Annotated in this window: 15 protein-coding genes and 1 riboswitch; of the genes, 10 read left to right on the forward strand and 5 right to left on the reverse strand. The window is 61.5% G+C overall.

Features of this window, described 5'->3' with window-relative positions:
• Positions 1 to 73: 73 nt before the first annotated feature.
• A complete protein-coding gene (gene tkt, locus ACW9IN_RS26830; protein ID WP_457368687.1) occupies positions 74 to 2,071 on the reverse strand; it encodes a transketolase in 1,998 nt (665 codons plus the stop codon).
• 259 nt (positions 2,072 to 2,330) lie between these two features.
• On the opposite strand from tkt, the gene ACW9IN_RS26835 reads away from it, so the two are divergent.
• The 5 genes from ACW9IN_RS26835 (at position 2,331) to ACW9IN_RS26855 (ending at position 7,297) form a co-directional block, all read left to right on the forward strand.
• Positions 2,331 to 3,326 (forward strand): ArsR/SmtB family transcription factor, encoded by a 996-nt coding sequence (locus tag ACW9IN_RS26835; protein ID WP_457368688.1) that lies wholly within the window; start codon positions 2,331 to 2,333, stop codon positions 3,324 to 3,326.
• Between the two features lie 19 nt (positions 3,327 to 3,345).
• The gene (metK, locus tag ACW9IN_RS26840; protein WP_457368689.1) at positions 3,346 to 4,536 is read left to right on the forward strand and encodes a methionine adenosyltransferase; all 1,191 of its coding nucleotides are present in this window, start codon (positions 3,346 to 3,348) and stop codon (positions 4,534 to 4,536) included.
• 221 nt (positions 4,537 to 4,757) lie between these two features.
• A complete protein-coding gene (locus ACW9IN_RS26845; RefSeq protein ID WP_457368690.1) occupies positions 4,758 to 5,108 on the forward strand; it encodes a hypothetical protein in 351 nt (116 codons plus the stop codon).
• Between the two features lie 95 nt (positions 5,109 to 5,203).
• Positions 5,204 to 6,868 carry an NAD-dependent DNA ligase LigB gene (ligB, locus tag ACW9IN_RS26850; protein ID WP_457368691.1) on the forward strand — a complete coding sequence of 555 codons (1,665 nt, stop codon included), beginning with the start codon at positions 5,204 to 5,206 and terminating at the stop codon, positions 6,866 to 6,868.
• Between the two features lie 39 nt (positions 6,869 to 6,907).
• A complete protein-coding gene (locus ACW9IN_RS26855; protein ID WP_457368692.1) occupies positions 6,908 to 7,297 on the forward strand; it encodes a DUF1090 domain-containing protein in 390 nt (129 codons plus the stop codon).
• A gap of 6 nt (positions 7,298 to 7,303) precedes the next feature.
• Here the strand turns inward: ACW9IN_RS26855 and ACW9IN_RS26860 are convergent, their stop codons facing one another.
• On the reverse strand, positions 7,304 to 7,753 hold the full coding sequence (locus tag ACW9IN_RS26860; protein WP_457368693.1) for a c-type cytochrome: 450 nt from the start codon (positions 7,751 to 7,753) through the stop codon (positions 7,304 to 7,306).
• Between the two features lie 129 nt (positions 7,754 to 7,882).
• Between ACW9IN_RS26860 and mltA the strand changes: the two genes are divergently transcribed.
• Positions 7,883 to 9,067 carry a murein transglycosylase A gene (gene mltA, locus ACW9IN_RS26865; RefSeq protein ID WP_457368694.1) on the forward strand — a complete coding sequence of 395 codons (1,185 nt, stop codon included), beginning with the start codon at positions 7,883 to 7,885 and terminating at the stop codon, positions 9,065 to 9,067.
• A 125-nt stretch (positions 9,068 to 9,192) separates the two neighbouring features.
• On the opposite strand, the gene ACW9IN_RS26870 is transcribed toward mltA, so the two are convergent.
• Complete coding sequence (locus ACW9IN_RS26870; protein ID WP_457368695.1) at positions 9,193 to 9,579, reverse strand: MAPEG family protein; 387 nt, start codon at positions 9,577 to 9,579, stop codon at positions 9,193 to 9,195.
• A 192-nt stretch (positions 9,580 to 9,771) separates the two neighbouring features.
• Here ACW9IN_RS26870 and ACW9IN_RS26875 point away from each other — a divergent pair, with 192 nt between their 5' ends.
• Positions 9,772 to 11,031, forward strand: a complete 1,260-nt coding sequence (locus tag ACW9IN_RS26875; protein ID WP_457368696.1) for a cation:proton antiporter — start codon at positions 9,772 to 9,774, stop codon at positions 11,029 to 11,031.
• Here the strand turns inward: ACW9IN_RS26875 and ACW9IN_RS26880 are convergent.
• Both ACW9IN_RS26880 and ACW9IN_RS26885 read right to left on the reverse strand, forming a co-directional pair.
• Positions 11,025 to 11,912 (reverse strand): formate/nitrite transporter family protein, encoded by an 888-nt coding sequence (locus tag ACW9IN_RS26880; protein WP_457368697.1) that lies wholly within the window; start codon positions 11,910 to 11,912, stop codon positions 11,025 to 11,027. The genes ACW9IN_RS26875 and ACW9IN_RS26880 overlap by 7 nt on opposite strands.
• A gap of 172 nt (positions 11,913 to 12,084) precedes the next feature.
• Positions 12,085 to 12,489: an acyl-CoA thioesterase gene (locus tag ACW9IN_RS26885; protein WP_178920076.1), complete on the reverse strand. Its 405-nt coding sequence runs from the start codon at positions 12,487 to 12,489 to the stop codon at positions 12,085 to 12,087.
• Between the two features lie 198 nt (positions 12,490 to 12,687).
• Positions 12,688 to 12,794, forward strand: a riboswitch (S-adenosyl-L-homocysteine riboswitch).
• A gap of 21 nt (positions 12,795 to 12,815) precedes the next feature.
• On the opposite strand from ACW9IN_RS26885, the gene ahcY reads away from it, so the two are divergent.
• From ahcY to ACW9IN_RS26900, 3 genes are all read left to right on the forward strand, one after another.
• Positions 12,816 to 14,225, forward strand: coding sequence for an adenosylhomocysteinase (gene ahcY / locus ACW9IN_RS26890; protein ID WP_457368698.1), 1,410 nt, complete (start codon positions 12,816 to 12,818; stop codon positions 14,223 to 14,225).
• 173 nt (positions 14,226 to 14,398) lie between these two features.
• The gene (gene metF, locus ACW9IN_RS26895) at positions 14,399 to 15,244 is read left to right on the forward strand and encodes a methylenetetrahydrofolate reductase [NAD(P)H] (RefSeq protein ID WP_457368699.1); all 846 of its coding nucleotides are present in this window, start codon (positions 14,399 to 14,401) and stop codon (positions 15,242 to 15,244) included.
• 78 nt (positions 15,245 to 15,322) lie between these two features.
• The gene (locus tag ACW9IN_RS26900; protein WP_457368700.1) at positions 15,323 to 16,405 is read left to right on the forward strand and encodes a hypothetical protein; all 1,083 of its coding nucleotides are present in this window, start codon (positions 15,323 to 15,325) and stop codon (positions 16,403 to 16,405) included.
• The last annotated feature ends 1 nt before the right edge of the window (position 16,406 follow it).

Consider the following 16,406-nt stretch of genomic DNA (forward strand, 5'->3'; position numbering starts at 1 on the left):
CACATTAGACCGCGATCCAAATGTGGGAGCGGGCTTGCCCGCGATAGCGCCAGTTCAAACAACGCAGACTGACTTAGTCTTCCAGCAGCTCTTCAGCCTGACCCAGGATGTTGTCCAGGGTGAAACCGAACTCTTCGAACAACGCCGCCGCCGGTGCCGACTCACCATAGGTGGTCATGCCGATCACACGACCTTCCAGGCCCACGTACTTGTACCAGTAGTCGGCGTGAGCCGCTTCGATGGCGATACGCGCGCTGACCTGCAACGGCAGCACCGATTGCTTGTAGCCGGCGTCCTGGGCTTCGAACACGCTGGTGCACGGCATGGAAACCACACGCACCTTGCGGCCTTGCTCGGTCAGTTTCTCGTACGCCTGAACGGTCAGGCCCACTTCGGAACCGGTAGAGATCAGGATCAGCTCCGGCTCGCCGGCGCAGTCCTTGAGCACATAACCACCACGGCTGATGTCGGCGATCTGCGCGTCGGTGCGCACCTGATGCTGCAGGTTCTGACGCGAGAAGATCAGCGCCGAAGGGCCGTCCTTGCGCTCGATGGCGTGTTTCCAGGCCACGGCGGATTCCACCGCGTCGGCGGGGCGCCAGGTGTCCAGGTTCGGCGTGGTGCGCAGGCTGGTCAGTTGCTCGACCGGCTGGTGTGTCGGGCCGTCTTCGCCCAGGCCGATGGAGTCGTGGGTGTACACATGGATCACGCGCTTCTTCATCAGCGCGGCCATGCGCACGGCGTTGCGCGCGTACTCCATGAACATCAGGAAGGTCGCGCCGTAAGGCACCAGGCCACCGTGCAAGGCAACGCCATTCATGATGGCGCTCATGCCGAACTCACGTACGCCGTAGTACATGTAGTTGCCACTGGCGTCTTCAGCCGAAACGCCTTTGCAGCCTTTCCACAGGGTCAGGTTGGAACCGGCCAGGTCAGCCGAACCGCCCAGCACTTCCGGCAACAGCGGGCCGAACGCGTTCAGGGTGTTCTGGCTGGCTTTACGGCTGGCGATGGTTTCGCCCTTGGCCGCGACTTCAGCGATGTAGGCCGAGGCCTTTTCCGAGAAGTCGGCAGGCAGGTCGCCAGCCAGGCGGCGTACCAGCTCGTTGGCCAGCTCCGGGAATTCGGCGGAGTAGGCCGCGAAACGCTGGTCCCACTCGGCTTCGGTCGCCAGGCCTTTTTCTTTCGCATCCCATTCGGCGGCGATGTCGGCCGGAATTTCGAACGGGCCATGGTTCCACTTCAGGGCTTCGCGGGTCAGGGCGATTTCCGCGTCACCCAATGGAGCGCCGTGGCAGTCTTCTTTGCCCTGCTTGTTCGGCGAACCGAAACCGATGGTGGTCTTGCAGCAGATCAGGGTCGGCTGCGCGCTCTTGCGGGCGGTGTCGATGGCGGTCTTGATTTCTTCCGGGTCGTGGCCGTCGACGTTGCGGATCACCTGCCAGTTGTAGGCTTCGAAACGCTTCGGGGTGTCATCGGTGAACCAGCCTTCGACTTCGCCGTCGATGGAGATGCCGTTGTCATCGTAGAAGGCGATCAGCTTGCCCAGGCCCAGGGTACCGGCCAGGGAAGCGACTTCGTGGGAAATGCCTTCCATCATGCAGCCATCACCCAGGAACACGTAGGTGTGGTGATCGACGATGTCGTGGCCAGGGCGGTTGAACTGCGCGCCCAGCACTTTTTCAGCCAGCGCGAAACCGACGGCGTTGGCCAGGCCCTGACCCAGCGGACCGGTGGTGGTCTCGACGCCCGGGGTGTAACCGAATTCCGGGTGGCCCGGGGTGCGGCTGTGCAACTGGCGGAAGCTCTTGAGGTCGTCGATGGTGACGTCGTAGCCGGTCAGGTGCAGCAGCGAGTAGATCAGCATCGAACCGTGGCCGTTGGACAGCACGAAGCGGTCACGGTCGGCGAACGATGGGTTGCTCGGGTTGTGTTTCAGGTAGTCACGCCAAAGTACCTCGGCGATATCCGCCATGCCCATCGGGGCACCGGGATGGCCGCTGTTGGCTTTTTGCACGGCATCCATGCTGAGGGCACGAATGGCGTTGGCACGCTCACGACGGCTGGGCATCGCTGATCTCCTGGGGTCTGCTGAAAAGAAACGGAAAAAAGGACCGGCATTTTCCCTCAGCCACCGCCTGCGGGCAATGACAGATAGTCACTTCAAGGTGTTTTTCCTGCGGTTTGCCGCGCAATGCACTGCAGAAACCGGTCACTGGTTCGTCCAGACGTTATCGCGACTGCTTATAACCGCCACTTATCGATCAATATCAAAACTTTTTGATATTGATCTTGCAGGGACTCGAACCCGTCACTAGACTGCTGGCCTTATGAATATATCCGCGCCCTCTCTGCGATCCGACGACAGTGAAGAACTGGCAGCCTTGTGCAAGGCCGCCGGCGATCCGTTGCGTCTGAACGTATTGCGCGCGCTGACCAACGACTCCTTCGGCGTACTGGAACTGGCGCAGATCTTCGCCATCGGCCAGTCCGGCATGAGCCACCACTTGAAGGTCCTGGCCCAGGCCGATCTGGTGGCCACTCGCCGTGAAGGCAATGCGATTTTCTACCGCCGTGCCCTGCCCCACACCGATCTGCTTGGCGGCAAGCTACACGCCGCCCTGCTCGACGAGGTGGATGAACTGAGCCTGCCGACCGAGGTGCAAGCGCGCATCGGCCAGGTCCACGGACAGCGTGCGGCGGCCAGCCAGGACTTTTTCTCACGGGTTGCGGAGAAATTCCGCGCCCAGCAAGACCTGATTGCCGGCTTGTCCCAATACCGCGACAGCGTGCTGGCCCTGCTGGACAAGCTGAGCTTCAGCGATGAAGCCACGGCAGTGGAAGTCGGCCCCGGGGATGGCGGTTTCCTGCCCGACCTGGCGCGCCGCTTCCATCAGGTCACGGCGCTCGACAACAGCCCGGCAATGCTCGAACTGGCACGCCAACTGTGCGAACGCGAAGCCTTGGGCAACGTCACTCTGCAATTGGCCGACGCGCTGAAAGACACCAGCCTGCGCACCGATTGCGTGGTACTGAACATGGTCCTGCATCATTTTGCTGCTCCAGCCGACGCCCTCAAGCAAATGGCCGGGTTGCTTCACCCCGGCGGCAGCCTGCTGGTGACGGATTTATGCAGCCACAACCAGAGTTGGGCCAAGGAGGCCTGCGGTGATCTCTGGCTGGGGTTTGAACAGGACGATCTGGCCCGTTGGGCCACCGCTGCGGGACTGGCTCCCGGGGAAAGCCTCTATGTAGGTTTACGTAATGGTTTCCAGATTCAGGTCCGCCACTTTCAGCGACCGGCTGGCGACACTCACCATCGGTAAATATCAGGAAAACATCGAGATGAGCGAATACTCCCTTTTCACCTCCGAGTCCGTGTCTGAAGGGCATCCGGACAAAATCGCCGACCAGATTTCTGATGCGGTGCTGGACGCCATCATTGCTGAAGACAAGTTCGCCCGGGTGGCGTGCGAGACCCTGGTGAAAACCGGTGTGGCGATCATCGCGGGCGAAGTGACCACTTCGGCCTGGGTTGACCTGGAGCAGATCGTTCGTGACGTGATCACCGACATCGGCTACACCAGCTCCGACGTGGGCTTCGACGGCGCAACCTGCGGCGTGATGAACATCATCGGCAAGCAGTCCCCGGACATCAACCAGGGTGTCGACCGCGCCAAGCCGGAAGACCAGGGCGCCGGCGACCAGGGCCTGATGTTCGGCTACGCCAGCAACGAAACCGACGTGCTGATGCCGGCGCCGATCACTTTCTCGCACCAACTGGTGCAACGTCAGGCCGAAGCCCGTAAATCCGGCCTGCTGCCGTGGCTGCGCCCGGATGCCAAGTCCCAGGTGACCTGCCGCTATGAAGGCGGCAAAGTGGTCGGCATCGACGCGGTCGTCCTGTCGACCCAGCACAACCCCGATGTGCCCTACGCCGACCTGCGCGAAGGCGTGATGGAGCTGATCGTCAAGCACGTGCTGCCGGCCGAACTGCTGACCAAGGACACCCAGTTCCACATCAACCCGACCGGTCAGTTCATCATCGGCGGCCCCGTGGGCGACTGTGGCCTGACCGGTCGCAAGATCATCGTCGACAGCTACGGCGGCATGGCCCGTCATGGCGGTGGCGCGTTCTCGGGCAAAGACCCGTCCAAGGTTGACCGCTCGGCAGCTTACGCCGGTCGTTACGTGGCCAAGAACATCGTTGCCGCCGGCCTGGCCGAACGCTGCGAGATTCAGGTGTCCTACGCCATCGGCGTGGCCCAGCCTACGTCGATCTCGCTGAACACCTTCGGCACCGGCAAGATCAGCGACGACAAGATCATCAAGCTGGTGCGCGAGATCTTCGACCTGCGCCCTTACGCGATCACCACCATGCTCGACCTGCTGCACCCGATGTACCAGGACACCGCAGCCTACGGTCACTTCGGTCGTACCCCTGCGCAGAAGACCGTCGGCGACGACACCTTCACGACGTTCACCTGGGAAAAAACCGACCGCGCCAACGACCTGCGCACCGCCGCCGGTCTGTAATCGCCTACGGCAAACAGAGCCCCGCCGGGATTTCCCGGCGGGGCTTTTTATTGCCTGGAAGTTTGCGGGACGGACTTCACGATTTTTGGATCCAAACCTTGCGGCACCCATGATGGCCCACTAGAATCCGCGCCCTCCCGGGCCCCTCACCTTATCTGGATATTGCCCTGCGTCAGCCCGGGGCAGACACGTGCGCAGGCAATCGAACATTGAGGTTTTTCATGCGCATCTCCACGCTCGCCCCCGTCGCTCTTCTGCTCAGCCTGTATGCCCTGCCGGCCCACACCGCCGACCTGAGCGCACTGGGTGGCGCCTTGAGCGCCCAACTGGGTGGCGGCAACTCCGGCGACTGTCAGCAGCACGCCAAAGACCTGCAAACCAAGATCGACGCCGCCGAAGCCAAGAACGATGCCCTGTCGGTGAAAGCCTTCAAAGCCGCTCAGGAGCAGGTCAACAAAGGTTGCAACAAATTGGCGCAAACCCAGGCCAAGGCCGACGCCAAGCAACAAACCCAGGAAGCCAAGGCCGACAAGAACGACGCCGTAAAAGCCTTGGGCGGCCTGTTCAAGTAAACGGAAACACCCGGTAAAAAGCCCCGCACTGTCGGGGCTTTTTTATCACCGGGCGGATCACTTAGGCTGTGCGTCCTTTTCGGGCAAGGATGCTCATGATGCGTTTGCTGGTCACTCTTTTACTCTGCTCCGCTGCGTTCATGGCCTGGGCGCAAGAATGCCCTGACGATGTGCAATTACAGGTCCGGGTCCTCGCCGAACAGATCCGCCAGTGGGATGACAGTTACCACCGGCTAGGCCAATCCTCCGTCAATGACGAGCTATACGACCAGGCTCGCCAACGCCTTGCAGGCTGGCAGCACTGCTCCCCGCAAGTCACCACGCCAGCCAACAACCCGCTGGCCAGTTCGCGAGGCACCCTACGCCATCCGGTCGTGCATACCGGACTGGAAAAACTGCCGGACGAAAACGCCGTCGAATCATGGCTGGGTACGCGCCAGGCGGTCTGGATTCAACCCAAGGTCGACGGCGTCGCCGTGACGCTGGTCTATCGCAAGGGCAACCTGCATCAGGTGATCAGTCGGGGCGATGGTGAGCTGGGGCATGACTGGTCAGCCTCCGCACGGCGGATCCCGGCTATCGTCCAGCAACTGCCGGAACCCATCGACCTGGTGCTGCAAGGCGAGCTTTATTGGCGCCTGGACGACCATGTGCAATCGGCACAGGGCGGGCTCAATGCCCGAAGCAAAGTGGCCGGGCTGATGAACCGTCGAACCCTGGGCGATGCCGACGCGGCGCGGATAGGTCTGTTCGTCTGGGCCTGGCCTGACGGGCCGGACGAATTCACCGAGCGCCTGGCCAGCCTGACCCGCTGGGGCTTCACCGATACCCAGCGCTACAGCCAACCCATTCAGGGCATGACTCAAGCCGCGCATTGGCGCACCTACTGGTACAACCATCCCTTGCCTTTCGCCAGCGATGGCGTGGTGCTGCACCAGGCACAACGCGCACGCGCACAGCGCTGGCAGGTCGGCACGCCTTACTGGGCGGTCGCCTGGAAGTACCCGACAGCCAGTGCCCTGGCCCTGGTGCAGAACGTAACGTTCAAGATCGGCCGCACGGGGCGCATCACGCCCATGCTGGAACTGGAACCTGTACGGCTGGACGACCGGCTGATCAGCCGGGTCAGTGCCGGTTCGGTGAAACGCTGGCAAACACTGGATATCCGCCCCGGCGACCAGGTGTCCATCAGTCTCGCGGGGCAAGTTATTCCACGGCTGGACGAAGTGATTCTGCGCAATCCGACCAGGGTCGATGTGCAAGCCCCGAACGCCTCGAACTTCCACGCCCTCAGTTGCTGGCAACTGGACCCAGGCTGCGAAGAGCAGTTACTGGCCCGCCTCGCCTGGTTGAGCGGGCCGCAAGGCCTGGCATTGCCCTATATAGGTCGCGAGACCTGGAACGTATTGATTCAGGCCGGTCTAATCGCTGGCTTCCTCGATTGGTTAACCCTTGATGCGGCAGAGCTTGCTAACATTGATGGCTTCGGTGATCGCAGCCGCGCGCGCTTGATCAAGAGCCTCGACAGCGCCCGGCGACGCCCCTTTGCACAATGGCTCAAAGCGCTGGGCGTCCCCCCGGCGGCACGCAACAACCTGGACGGTGACTGGCAAACGCTGGTCGCCCGAGATACCCAAGCCTGGCTGGCCATCGATGGCATCGGCCCGGGTCGCGCGGCGCAACTGAGCGCCTTTTTTCACGACCCGCAGGTACAGGCCTTGGCTGACACCTTACGCGTGGCCGGGATAGAGGGTTTTTGAACCCTATCCGGCCATCAGATTGCGCCCCTGGAGCCCCACATGAAATTTCTAGCCCCCTTTGCCCTGCTGACAAGCTTCCTGACCACGCCACTATTGGCCGCGGAAGAAGCGCCACCACTCACCGGCTGCGCCGCCAAGCGCCAGGACATCACGACCCAGATCGAACAGGCCAAGGCCCATGGCAACAGCGCACAACAGGCCGGCCTGGAAAAAGCCCTGGGTGAAGTCACCGCCAACTGCACCGATGCTTCGCTGAAGAAAGAGCGGGAAAACAAGGTGCTCGACGCCAAGCATGAAGTCAGCCGCCGCCAGGCCGACCTCGACAAGGCCATGAAGAAGGGTGACGCGGACAAGATCAACAAGCGCAAGGAAAAGCTCGCCCAATCCCGCAAGGACCTGCAAGACGCGGTGGAAGAGCTCGACAAGTAAACCCGATCAGTGGTCCCGGAACTGTTTATGGCAGGCGCTGCAGGCATCTTCGACCTTCTGCACTGCGGGCCCCAGGTTGCTGACCGTATAAGGTTGCACCTGGCTGGCCGTCACCAATTCAGCGGTGGCCGCTTCCAGGTTGCGGGCCAGTTGCTGAAAACGGGCCTGCTGCTGCCACACATCGTCCTTGGCGCTGGTGTGGCCGCCTTCACGAACACTCGGGAAATGTTTCCACGGCTCATGGGACAACGCATCGAGCTTCACCGCACCTTCGGCAAATCTAGCGCCGTCGAACGGGATACGCCCACGCAGCATGCCGCCCAGGTCTTCGCCAGTCTTGAGCATTTGCTTGAAGATTGCCTTGCGCTGGCCCAGGGGCGAATTCGGATCCACGCCACCACAGGCGCAAAGGGTGAGGCAGGCCAGCAATAGAACAGTCAGTCGTTTAAAAGTCATGGTGGCTTCAAGGTCACGGGAAACGGCGGCCAGTATCCTCGCCCCGCCCGCAAAGACCAATAGCCCTATTAATAATGAGGGTTGCTCGCACACATGAAACGGCGGGCAATCGCTTCAGGAATCGTTTGTATGAATGTCACCTCGAAACTCTGGAGTCGCCGCCTGGCGTGGGCTCTGCCGATGATCGCGCTGCTGGCCGGCTGCGACAGCGGTAAGGATGCGGCCAAAGATGAAATCGTCAAACCCCATGCCGTCGCCACCTATGTGAGCGCGCCGTGGGACTCGCTGCCGACGGTCTCCGACGCCGACCTGCTGGCCGGTTTCGAGTCCTGGCGCAGCGCCTGCCAACGTCTCAAGGCCGACCCGGTATGGGGCGCTACCTGCGCCGCGGCGTCGACTGTGCCCGGCAACGCCGTGGCGATTCGCGGGTTTCTGAAAGAACGCCTGGATGTGTACGGCCTGCGTTCGGCCGACAACACCCCGAACGGCTTGATCACTGGCTACTACGAACCGGTCTACCCCGGCAGCCTGACCAAAACCGCCACCGCCAATGTGCCGGTGTACGGCGTCCCGGATGACCTCATCATCGTCAACCTGGAATCCATCTACCCGGAACTCAAGGGCAAGCGCCTGCGAGGTCGCCTGGAAGGTCGGGTACTCAAGCCCTACGACGACGCCAGCGCTATCAACGGCAAGGGGTCCACGGCCAAGCCGATTGCCTGGCTGACCAACCCGATGGACCTGCAATTCCTGCAGATCCAGGGCTCGGGCCGCATTCAACTGGCGGGCGGTCGCCAACTACGCGTCGGTTACGGCGACCAGAACGGCTACCCTTACCGGCCCATCGGTCGCTGGCTGGTTGAGCAAGGCGAATTGAAAAAGGACGACGTGACCATGGGCGCCATCAGCGCCTGGGCCAAGGCGCATCCGCAGCGCATCCCGGAACTGCTGGCGAGCAACCCCAGCTACGTGTTCTTCAGCGCCCGCCCTGACAGCAACGAAGGCCCGCGCGGTTCGCTGAACGTGCCATTGACCGCCGGCTACAGTGTTGCGGTGGATCGCAAGGTGATCCCGCTGGGGAGCCTGTTGTGGTTGTCGACCACCAAGCCGGATGGTTCGCCCATTGCCCGGCCCGTCGCCGCGCAAGACACTGGCGGTGCGATCACCGGCGAAGTGCGGGCGGACTTGTTCTGGGGCACCGGCGATGCGGCGGGTGAACTGGCAGGCAACATGAAGCAGCAGGGTCAGATCTGGATGTTGTGGCCCAAAGGTACTGCGCTGCCGCAAGTGCCCGATGCTCCTGCCGGGACCTGAAGAACAACACCGAACCAGTGTGGGAGCCGGGCTTGCCCGCGATGGCGGCCCGCCAGATACATCTTTGCTGGCTGACACTGCGCGATCGCAGGCAAGCCAGCTCCCACGTTGGAATGCGTCAATCTTCAGATCGAGACAAAAAAGAAACTCGCAATCAGCGCCATGCCCACGAACCACACCAGCGAACGCAACATCGCCCAATCCGCCAGGTAACAGATGATGTACAGCAGGCGGCTGGTGATAAACAGCACCGCCAATACGTTGATGGTCACCAATTCGGCCGTGCCGGCCAGGTGCGCGATAATCACCGCCGCTGCAAACGCCGGGGTGACTTCAAAGCTGTTGAGCTGGGCGTTATGGGCCCGTCGGGCAAAACCGTCGAGGGTGTCCAGGAAAGCCCGCGGGTCGTGGTTCTGCCGGGGGCCGAACTTGCCTTGGCTGAACTTGGCCACACCCGTGCACAGGTAAGGCAGGAAAATTGCGATCAACACACACCAGAAGGCCACCGTCATCACTGATTCCTTTTTTGTTTTCAAACAGAATTAGAGTTTTAGCACTAAACCCGGCAAGCCGCATCCACCGTTATGAGCCACCGCACTGGCAAAGGTTCTATCGGTGTTTTGCGTCCTGCCCCTGCAACCTCGAGCCGCCACTGCGGTCCATCCCCCAATAATGTTCTGCCACCCCACTTCCAAGGACCCCGGATGCTTGAACTTGTCGCCGCCTTTATCTGCCTCACCACGCTGCTCACCTATGTGAACTTCCGCTTTATCGGTCTGCCGCCGACTATCGGCGTGATGGTCACTGCCCTGGTGTTTTCCCTGATCCTGCAAGGCCTGAGCGTTCTCGGCTATCCCGGTCTCGAAGAGCGCATCCAGCAACTGATCGGCCAGATCGACTTCGGCGACCTGCTGATGAACTGGATGCTCTCCTTTCTGCTGTTCGCCGGCGCGCTGCACGTAAACCTGAACGACCTACGCAGTTACCGCTGGCCCATCGGCCTGCTGGCGACCTTTGGCGTGTTGATCGCCACGGTGGTGATCGGCAGCCTCGCGTACTACATCTTCGCCCTGTTCGGCTGGCACGTGAGCTTCCTGTACTGCCTGCTGTTCGGCGCGCTCATTTCGCCCACCGATCCTATTGCGGTATTGGGCGTGCTACGTACCGCCAATGCGTCCAAGCCACTGAAAACCACCATCGTCGGCGAGTCGCTGTTCAACGACGGCACCGCCGTGGTGGTGTTTACCGTATTGCTGGGTATCGCCCAACTGGGCGAAACGCCGACGGTGGGCGCGACCGCTTTGCTGTTCGCCCATGAAGCCATTGGCGGCGTGGTGTTCGGCGGTCTGATCGGTTACCTGGTGTACCTGATGATCAAGAGCATCGAACAACACCAGATCGAGGTCATGCTGACCCTCGCCCTGGTCATCGGCGGTTCGGCGATGGCCACCGAACTGCACGTCTCGGCACCGATTGCGATGGTGGTGGCGGGCCTGATCATCGGCAATCTGGGGCGCAAGCTGGCGATGAACGACATGACGCGTCGCTACCTGGACGGTTTCTGGGAACTGCTCGATGACATGCTCAACGCCCTGTTGTTCGCACTGATCGGCATGGAGCTGTTGCTGCTGCCGTTCAACTGGCTGCACGTGTTCGCCGCCAGCCTGCTGGCAGTGGCGATTCTCTTGTCGCGCTTGCTCACCGTGGCCCCGGCGATCCTGTTGTTGCGACACTGGCGCAGTGTGCCGCGCGGCACTATCCGCATCCTCACCTGGGGCGGGCTGCGTGGCGGGGTTTCCGTCGCTCTGGCGCTGGCGTTGCCGCTTGGCCCGGAACGCGACCTGCTGCTGAGCATCACCTACATTGTGGTGCTGTCGTCGATCCTGCTGCAGGGTTTGAGCATCGGCAAGCTGGTCAAGCACGTGACCCGAAACGAGCCCCAGGTCACCCCTGACGCTCACTGATCCTTGCGGATCCGCGGCGGGTGCCTGGGGTCCGCAGCCTGCTTGCCCGGCAGGCTGCTCTCGCTGCGGACCTGCGCATGGCTGATCAACGCAAAGATGAAACTGCCGCCAATAATGTTGCCCGCCAGCGTCGGCCCGGCGAACACCTGCCAGAAATCCCGCCACGGCAGCTCGCCGGCAAACACCAGATAAGACACTTCCGCCGAGCCTACGACGATATGGGTGAAGTCACCCAGCGCCATCAGGTAGGTAATCAGGATGATGATCCACAGCTTGGCGCTTTCCATGGACGGGATCATCCAGACCATGGTGGCGATCATCCAGCCGGAGACGATGCCCTTGGCGAACATCTGCCCTGGGTCGTTTTCCATCACTTTGCGCCCGATTTCCAGGAAGGCCAGGTCGGTCTTGGTGTCGAAGATCGGCAGGTGCAGCATCACGTACGCCACCAGCAGGGTACCGCAGAGGTTGCCCACCAGCACCACGGTCCACAATCGCAACAGGCGTCCGGCATTGGCCAGCGTGGGTTTGCTCATCACCGGCAGCACGGCGGTGAGGGTGTTTTCGGTGAAGAGTTGCTGGCGCGCCAGGATCACCGCGAGAAAACCCGCGCAGTAGCCGAAGCTGGCGATCACCTTGAACGTCTCGTCGTCCGGCAGGCGTGAATTCAGCAGACCCATGCCCATCAATGACAAGCCCATGGTCAGGCCAGCGGCCAGGGCTGACCACCACAGGGCTGCCACGTTGCGTTCCAGCTCCTGGTCGCCCTGGGTGCGAATGATTTCATGCAGGACCGCCGCACGGGGCGGCTGGTTCTTGTCGACGTCCTGCTGTTCTTCCTGCGACAGATTGGGGGTCTTGCCGTCGTCGTGAGTGGCCATGATCTACCGGAATCCAAGGGGTGCCTGTAGCTACGACACGCGACGACGGCGGCTGTTCAGTGGCCCGGTATGCGCCATGCCCTGGCCATCTCCACAGTGGTCAAACTGAGCGGAAAGGCCGGCGCGCCACCCGCGCTCAGCCTCTCGGCAATCCCCATGACTTGCGCGGCTGTTACTCGGTGACGTTGTCGTCCTGGAACTGGTCCTTCACGTACTTGATCTCCGTGCGGCCATGCGGCGCGGGCAGGCCGTCTTCGCCAAGGTTGACGAAGACCATTTTTTCCACGGTGAGGATGCTTTTGCGGGTAATTTTGTTGCGCACTTCACAGGTCAGGGTGATGGAGGTACGACCGAACTCGGTGGCGGTGATGCCCAACTCGATGATGTCGCCCTGGCGCGAGGCGCTGACGAAGTTGATTTCGGAGATGTACTTGGTGACGACACGCTGGTTGCCCAACTGGACAATGGCGTAGATGGCCGCTTCTTCATCGATCCAGCGCAGCAGGCTGCCGCCGAACAGGGTGCCGTTGGGGTTGAGGTCTTCGGGTTTTACCCATTTGCGGGTGTGGAAGTTCATGGTCACTCCAGAGCGTCTTGCCGAATGATGGCCAACATCATGGCAGAGCCGCGCCCCAAGCTCTATGCAGCATTGCCTATTCCACCTATCAACGATCTTCATATGACCGACAGAAAGGCTTGGGAAGTGTCGCCTACACGGCTATAATCGCACCCGCTTCAAAACGGTCATCTTCGATTGATACCGTTCTCCCGCCACCTGTCCGAGGGGCGCTGCAGCAGGTTCGACCTGTCAGGCTCGGATGGGGCGTTGTCCGGCCTGGCTCACCTGGCCTGATACTAAACGCACAACGGCGCCCATTCGCACACTACGAATGGAGGCTCTTCATGAGCGCAGTAATCACGCCTGCAGATTTCAACGACTACAAAGTCGCCGACATGTCCCTCGCTGCCTGGGGCCGTCGCGAAACCTTTATCGCCGAATCCGAAATGCCTGCCCTGATGGGCCTGCGTCGCAAATACGCCGCCGAGCAGCCGCTCAAAGGCGCCAAGATCCTCGGCTGCATCCACATGACCATTCAGACCGCCGTGCTGATCGAAACCCTGGTTGCCCTGGGTGCCGAAGTGCGCTGGTCGTCGTGCAACATCTTCTCGACTCAAGACCAGGCCGCTGCCGCTATCGCCGCCGCCGGCATCCCGGTATTCGCCTGGAAAGGCGAGACCGAGCAAGAGTACGAGTGGTGCCTGGAGCAGACCATCCTCAAGGATGGCAAGCCATGGGACGCCAACATGATCCTCGACGACGGCGGTGACCTGACCGAACTGCTGCACAAGAAATACCCGCAGATCCTCGACCGCGTCCACGGCGTGACCGAAGAAACCACCACCGGCGTGCATCGTCTGCTGGACATGCTGGCCAAGGGCGAGCTGAAAATCCCGGCCATCAACGTCAACGACTCGGTGACCAAGAGCAAGAACGACAACAAGTACGGCTGCCGTCACAGCCTGAACGATGCCATCAAGCGCGGTACCGACCACCTGCTGTCGGGCAAGCAGGCCCTGGTGATCGGCTACGGCGACGTGGGCAAGGGCTCGGCCCAGTCCCTGCGTCAGGAAGGCATGATCGTGAAGGTCTCCGAAGTCGACCCGATCTGCGCCATGCAAGCCTGCATGGACGGCTTCGAAGTGGCTTCGCCGTTCATCAACGGTCAGAACGACGGCACCGAAGCGAGCATCGACAAGGCCCTGCTGGGCAAGATCGACCTGATCGTCACCACCACCGGTAACGTCAACGTCTGCGATGCCAACATGCTCAAGGCCCTGAAAAAACGCGCCGTGGTATGCAACATCGGTCACTTCGACAACGAGATCGACACCGCTTTCATGCGCAAGAACTGGGCATGGGAAGAAGTGAAGCCACAGGTGCACAAGGTTCACCGCACCGGCCATGGCGATTTCGACCCGCAGAACGACGACTACCTGATCCTGCTGGCCGAAGGCCGCCTGGTTAACCTGGGCAACGCCACCGGCCACCCAAGCCGCATCATGGACGGCTCGTTCGCCAACCAGGTTCTGGCGCAGATCTTCCTGTTCGAACAGAAGTACGCCGACCTGTCGCCCGCCCAGAAAGCCGAGCGCCTGACCGTGGAAGTCCTGCCGAAGAAACTCGACGAAGAAGTGGCCCTGGAAATGGTCCGCGGCTTCGGCGGCGTCGTGACTCAACTGACCAAGACCCAGGCCGACTACATCGGCGTGAGCGTTGAAGGTCCGTTCAAGCCGCACGCTTACCGCTACTGATATGCCTGCTGCCCGCCCTCCTTGTGGAGGCGGGCTTGTGTGGGAGCGGGCTTGCTCGCGAATGGGGCGTTTCAGTCGACAGCGTTATCAACTGACCCACCGCATTCGCGGGCAAGCCCGCTCCCACATTGACAGCGCAAGCCTTCCAGCTTTGAGTTTCCAAGGGTATTACCATGTCCCAAGACCGTCGCTACAGCTTCGAGTTTTTCCCGACCAAGACCGAGGCTGGGCATGAAAAACTGATGGCCGTTGCCAAGCAACTGGCCAGCTACACCCCCGACTTCTTTTCCTGCACCTACGGCGCCGGCGGTTCGACCCGTGATCGCACGATCAACACCGTGTTGCAGCTGGAAAGCGAAGTCAAAGTTCCCGCCGCTCCGCACTTGTCGTGCGTGGGCGACAGCAAGGCCGACCTGCGCGGCCTGCTGACCCAATACAAGGCCGCCGGCATCAAGCGCATCGTCGCCCTGCGTGGCGACCTGCCCTCCGGCATGGGCATGGCCAGCGGTGAGCTGCGCTACGCCAATGACCTGGTAAGTTTCATCCGTGAAGAAAGCGGCGAGCACTTCCATATCGAAGTCGCGGCTTATCCGGAGATGCACCCCCAGGCGCGCAACTTCGAAGACGATTTGCAGAATTTCGTGCGCAAGGCCAATGCCGGCGCCGACAGCGCGATCACCCAGTACTTCTTCAACGCCGACAGCTACTTCTACTTCGTCGAGCGCGTACGGGCGATGGGCGTGAACATCCCGATCGTGCCGGGCATCATGCCGATCACCAACTACAGCAAGCTCGCACGCTTCTCCGACGCCTGCGGCGCAGAGATCCCACGCTGGGTGCGCAAGCAACTGGAAGCCTACGGCGACGACGTCAAGAGCATCCAGGCGTTCGGCGAGCAGGTCATCAGCGAAATGTGTGAACGGCTGTTGCAAGGTGGCGCCCCGGGGTTGCACTTCTATACCCTGAACCAGGCTGAACCCAGTCTTGCCATCTGGAACAACCTCAAGCTGCCACGCTAACGCTTGTCCGGCTGTGCCAAGGCCCTCGGTTGCACGAGGGCCTTTGTCGTTTTACATGCCTACGGAACCCTGCAGTCCATGAATACAGCGTCCCCTACCTTGCGCCCGCAACTGGTTTACCTGGTCTTCGGCTCCGAGACCTATCACCAGGAGGCGGTATTCAGCATCGCCAGCGCACTGGCATTTTTGCAGGACACTCCGGACGCACCCCTGGACATCCAGGTATTCAGCGACAACCCCGAACCCTATCGCCTGCTGCCTGTGCGCGTACGCCCGCTGGACGCGGCCACCCGCAAGCAGTGGAGCGAACCCCACGGCTACCATTTCCGTACCAAACACGTGGCGTTGCGCACCGTGCTGGAAGAGTCCCCGGTGGCCTTGCTGATCGACACCGACACGTTCTTCCACCACTCGCCCATGGCGCTGTTCGAACGCGTGCAACCTGGCACCCTGCTGTGCAACGCGTTCTACACGCGATACGGCGACAACCACGAAAGCATCCTCTACACCGCCCTGCATCAGCGCCTGCTGGACATGGGTGTGGCCGATGACGACATGATGACCCTCAACTCCGGGGTCATGGGCCTGACTCAACAGGACGCTCACATCCTCGACCGCTCCATCGAACTGATGGATGAACTGTTCCCCCATGCCCAGGGCGCCTACACCCTGGAAGAATTCTGCCTGTCGATTGCCGCCTACCGCACAGTCAATGTGCGCGAGTGCCCGGACCTGATCCATCACTACTGGAGCCGCAAGCAATTGTTTCGCGCCAAGGTCAAGGCCTGGATCGCCAAGCACGCGGCCAACCCCACCAGCGCCCTGGCCCTGGCCGACACACGCCAGGTTTCCGCCCATCTGCCGCGTCCCCCCCGCTTGCAGCGCCAACTGTACAAGCTGATCACCCTGGTGCTGCCCAAGCATCAACAGCAATTCATCCGCGAGATTCTCTACGGCTGTTACGAGCATGAGAACGAATTCGACCAGGCCTGCGGCCCGGTTTGGTGGGATAAGGCCCGGCAGAACCAGGAAGAACGCCAGAAACGCCCGATCGATGCTCATCAGTTGGAACACTGGTTCGCCAACCCGGTGGTGCGCCTGATCCTGGGTGAGCGGCGCCGCGCCATCTACGAACACTTGATGACCTCACCGGCAAAATAGC

It is taken from the genome of Pseudomonas sp. SDO5271_S396, from assembly GCF_054071795.1.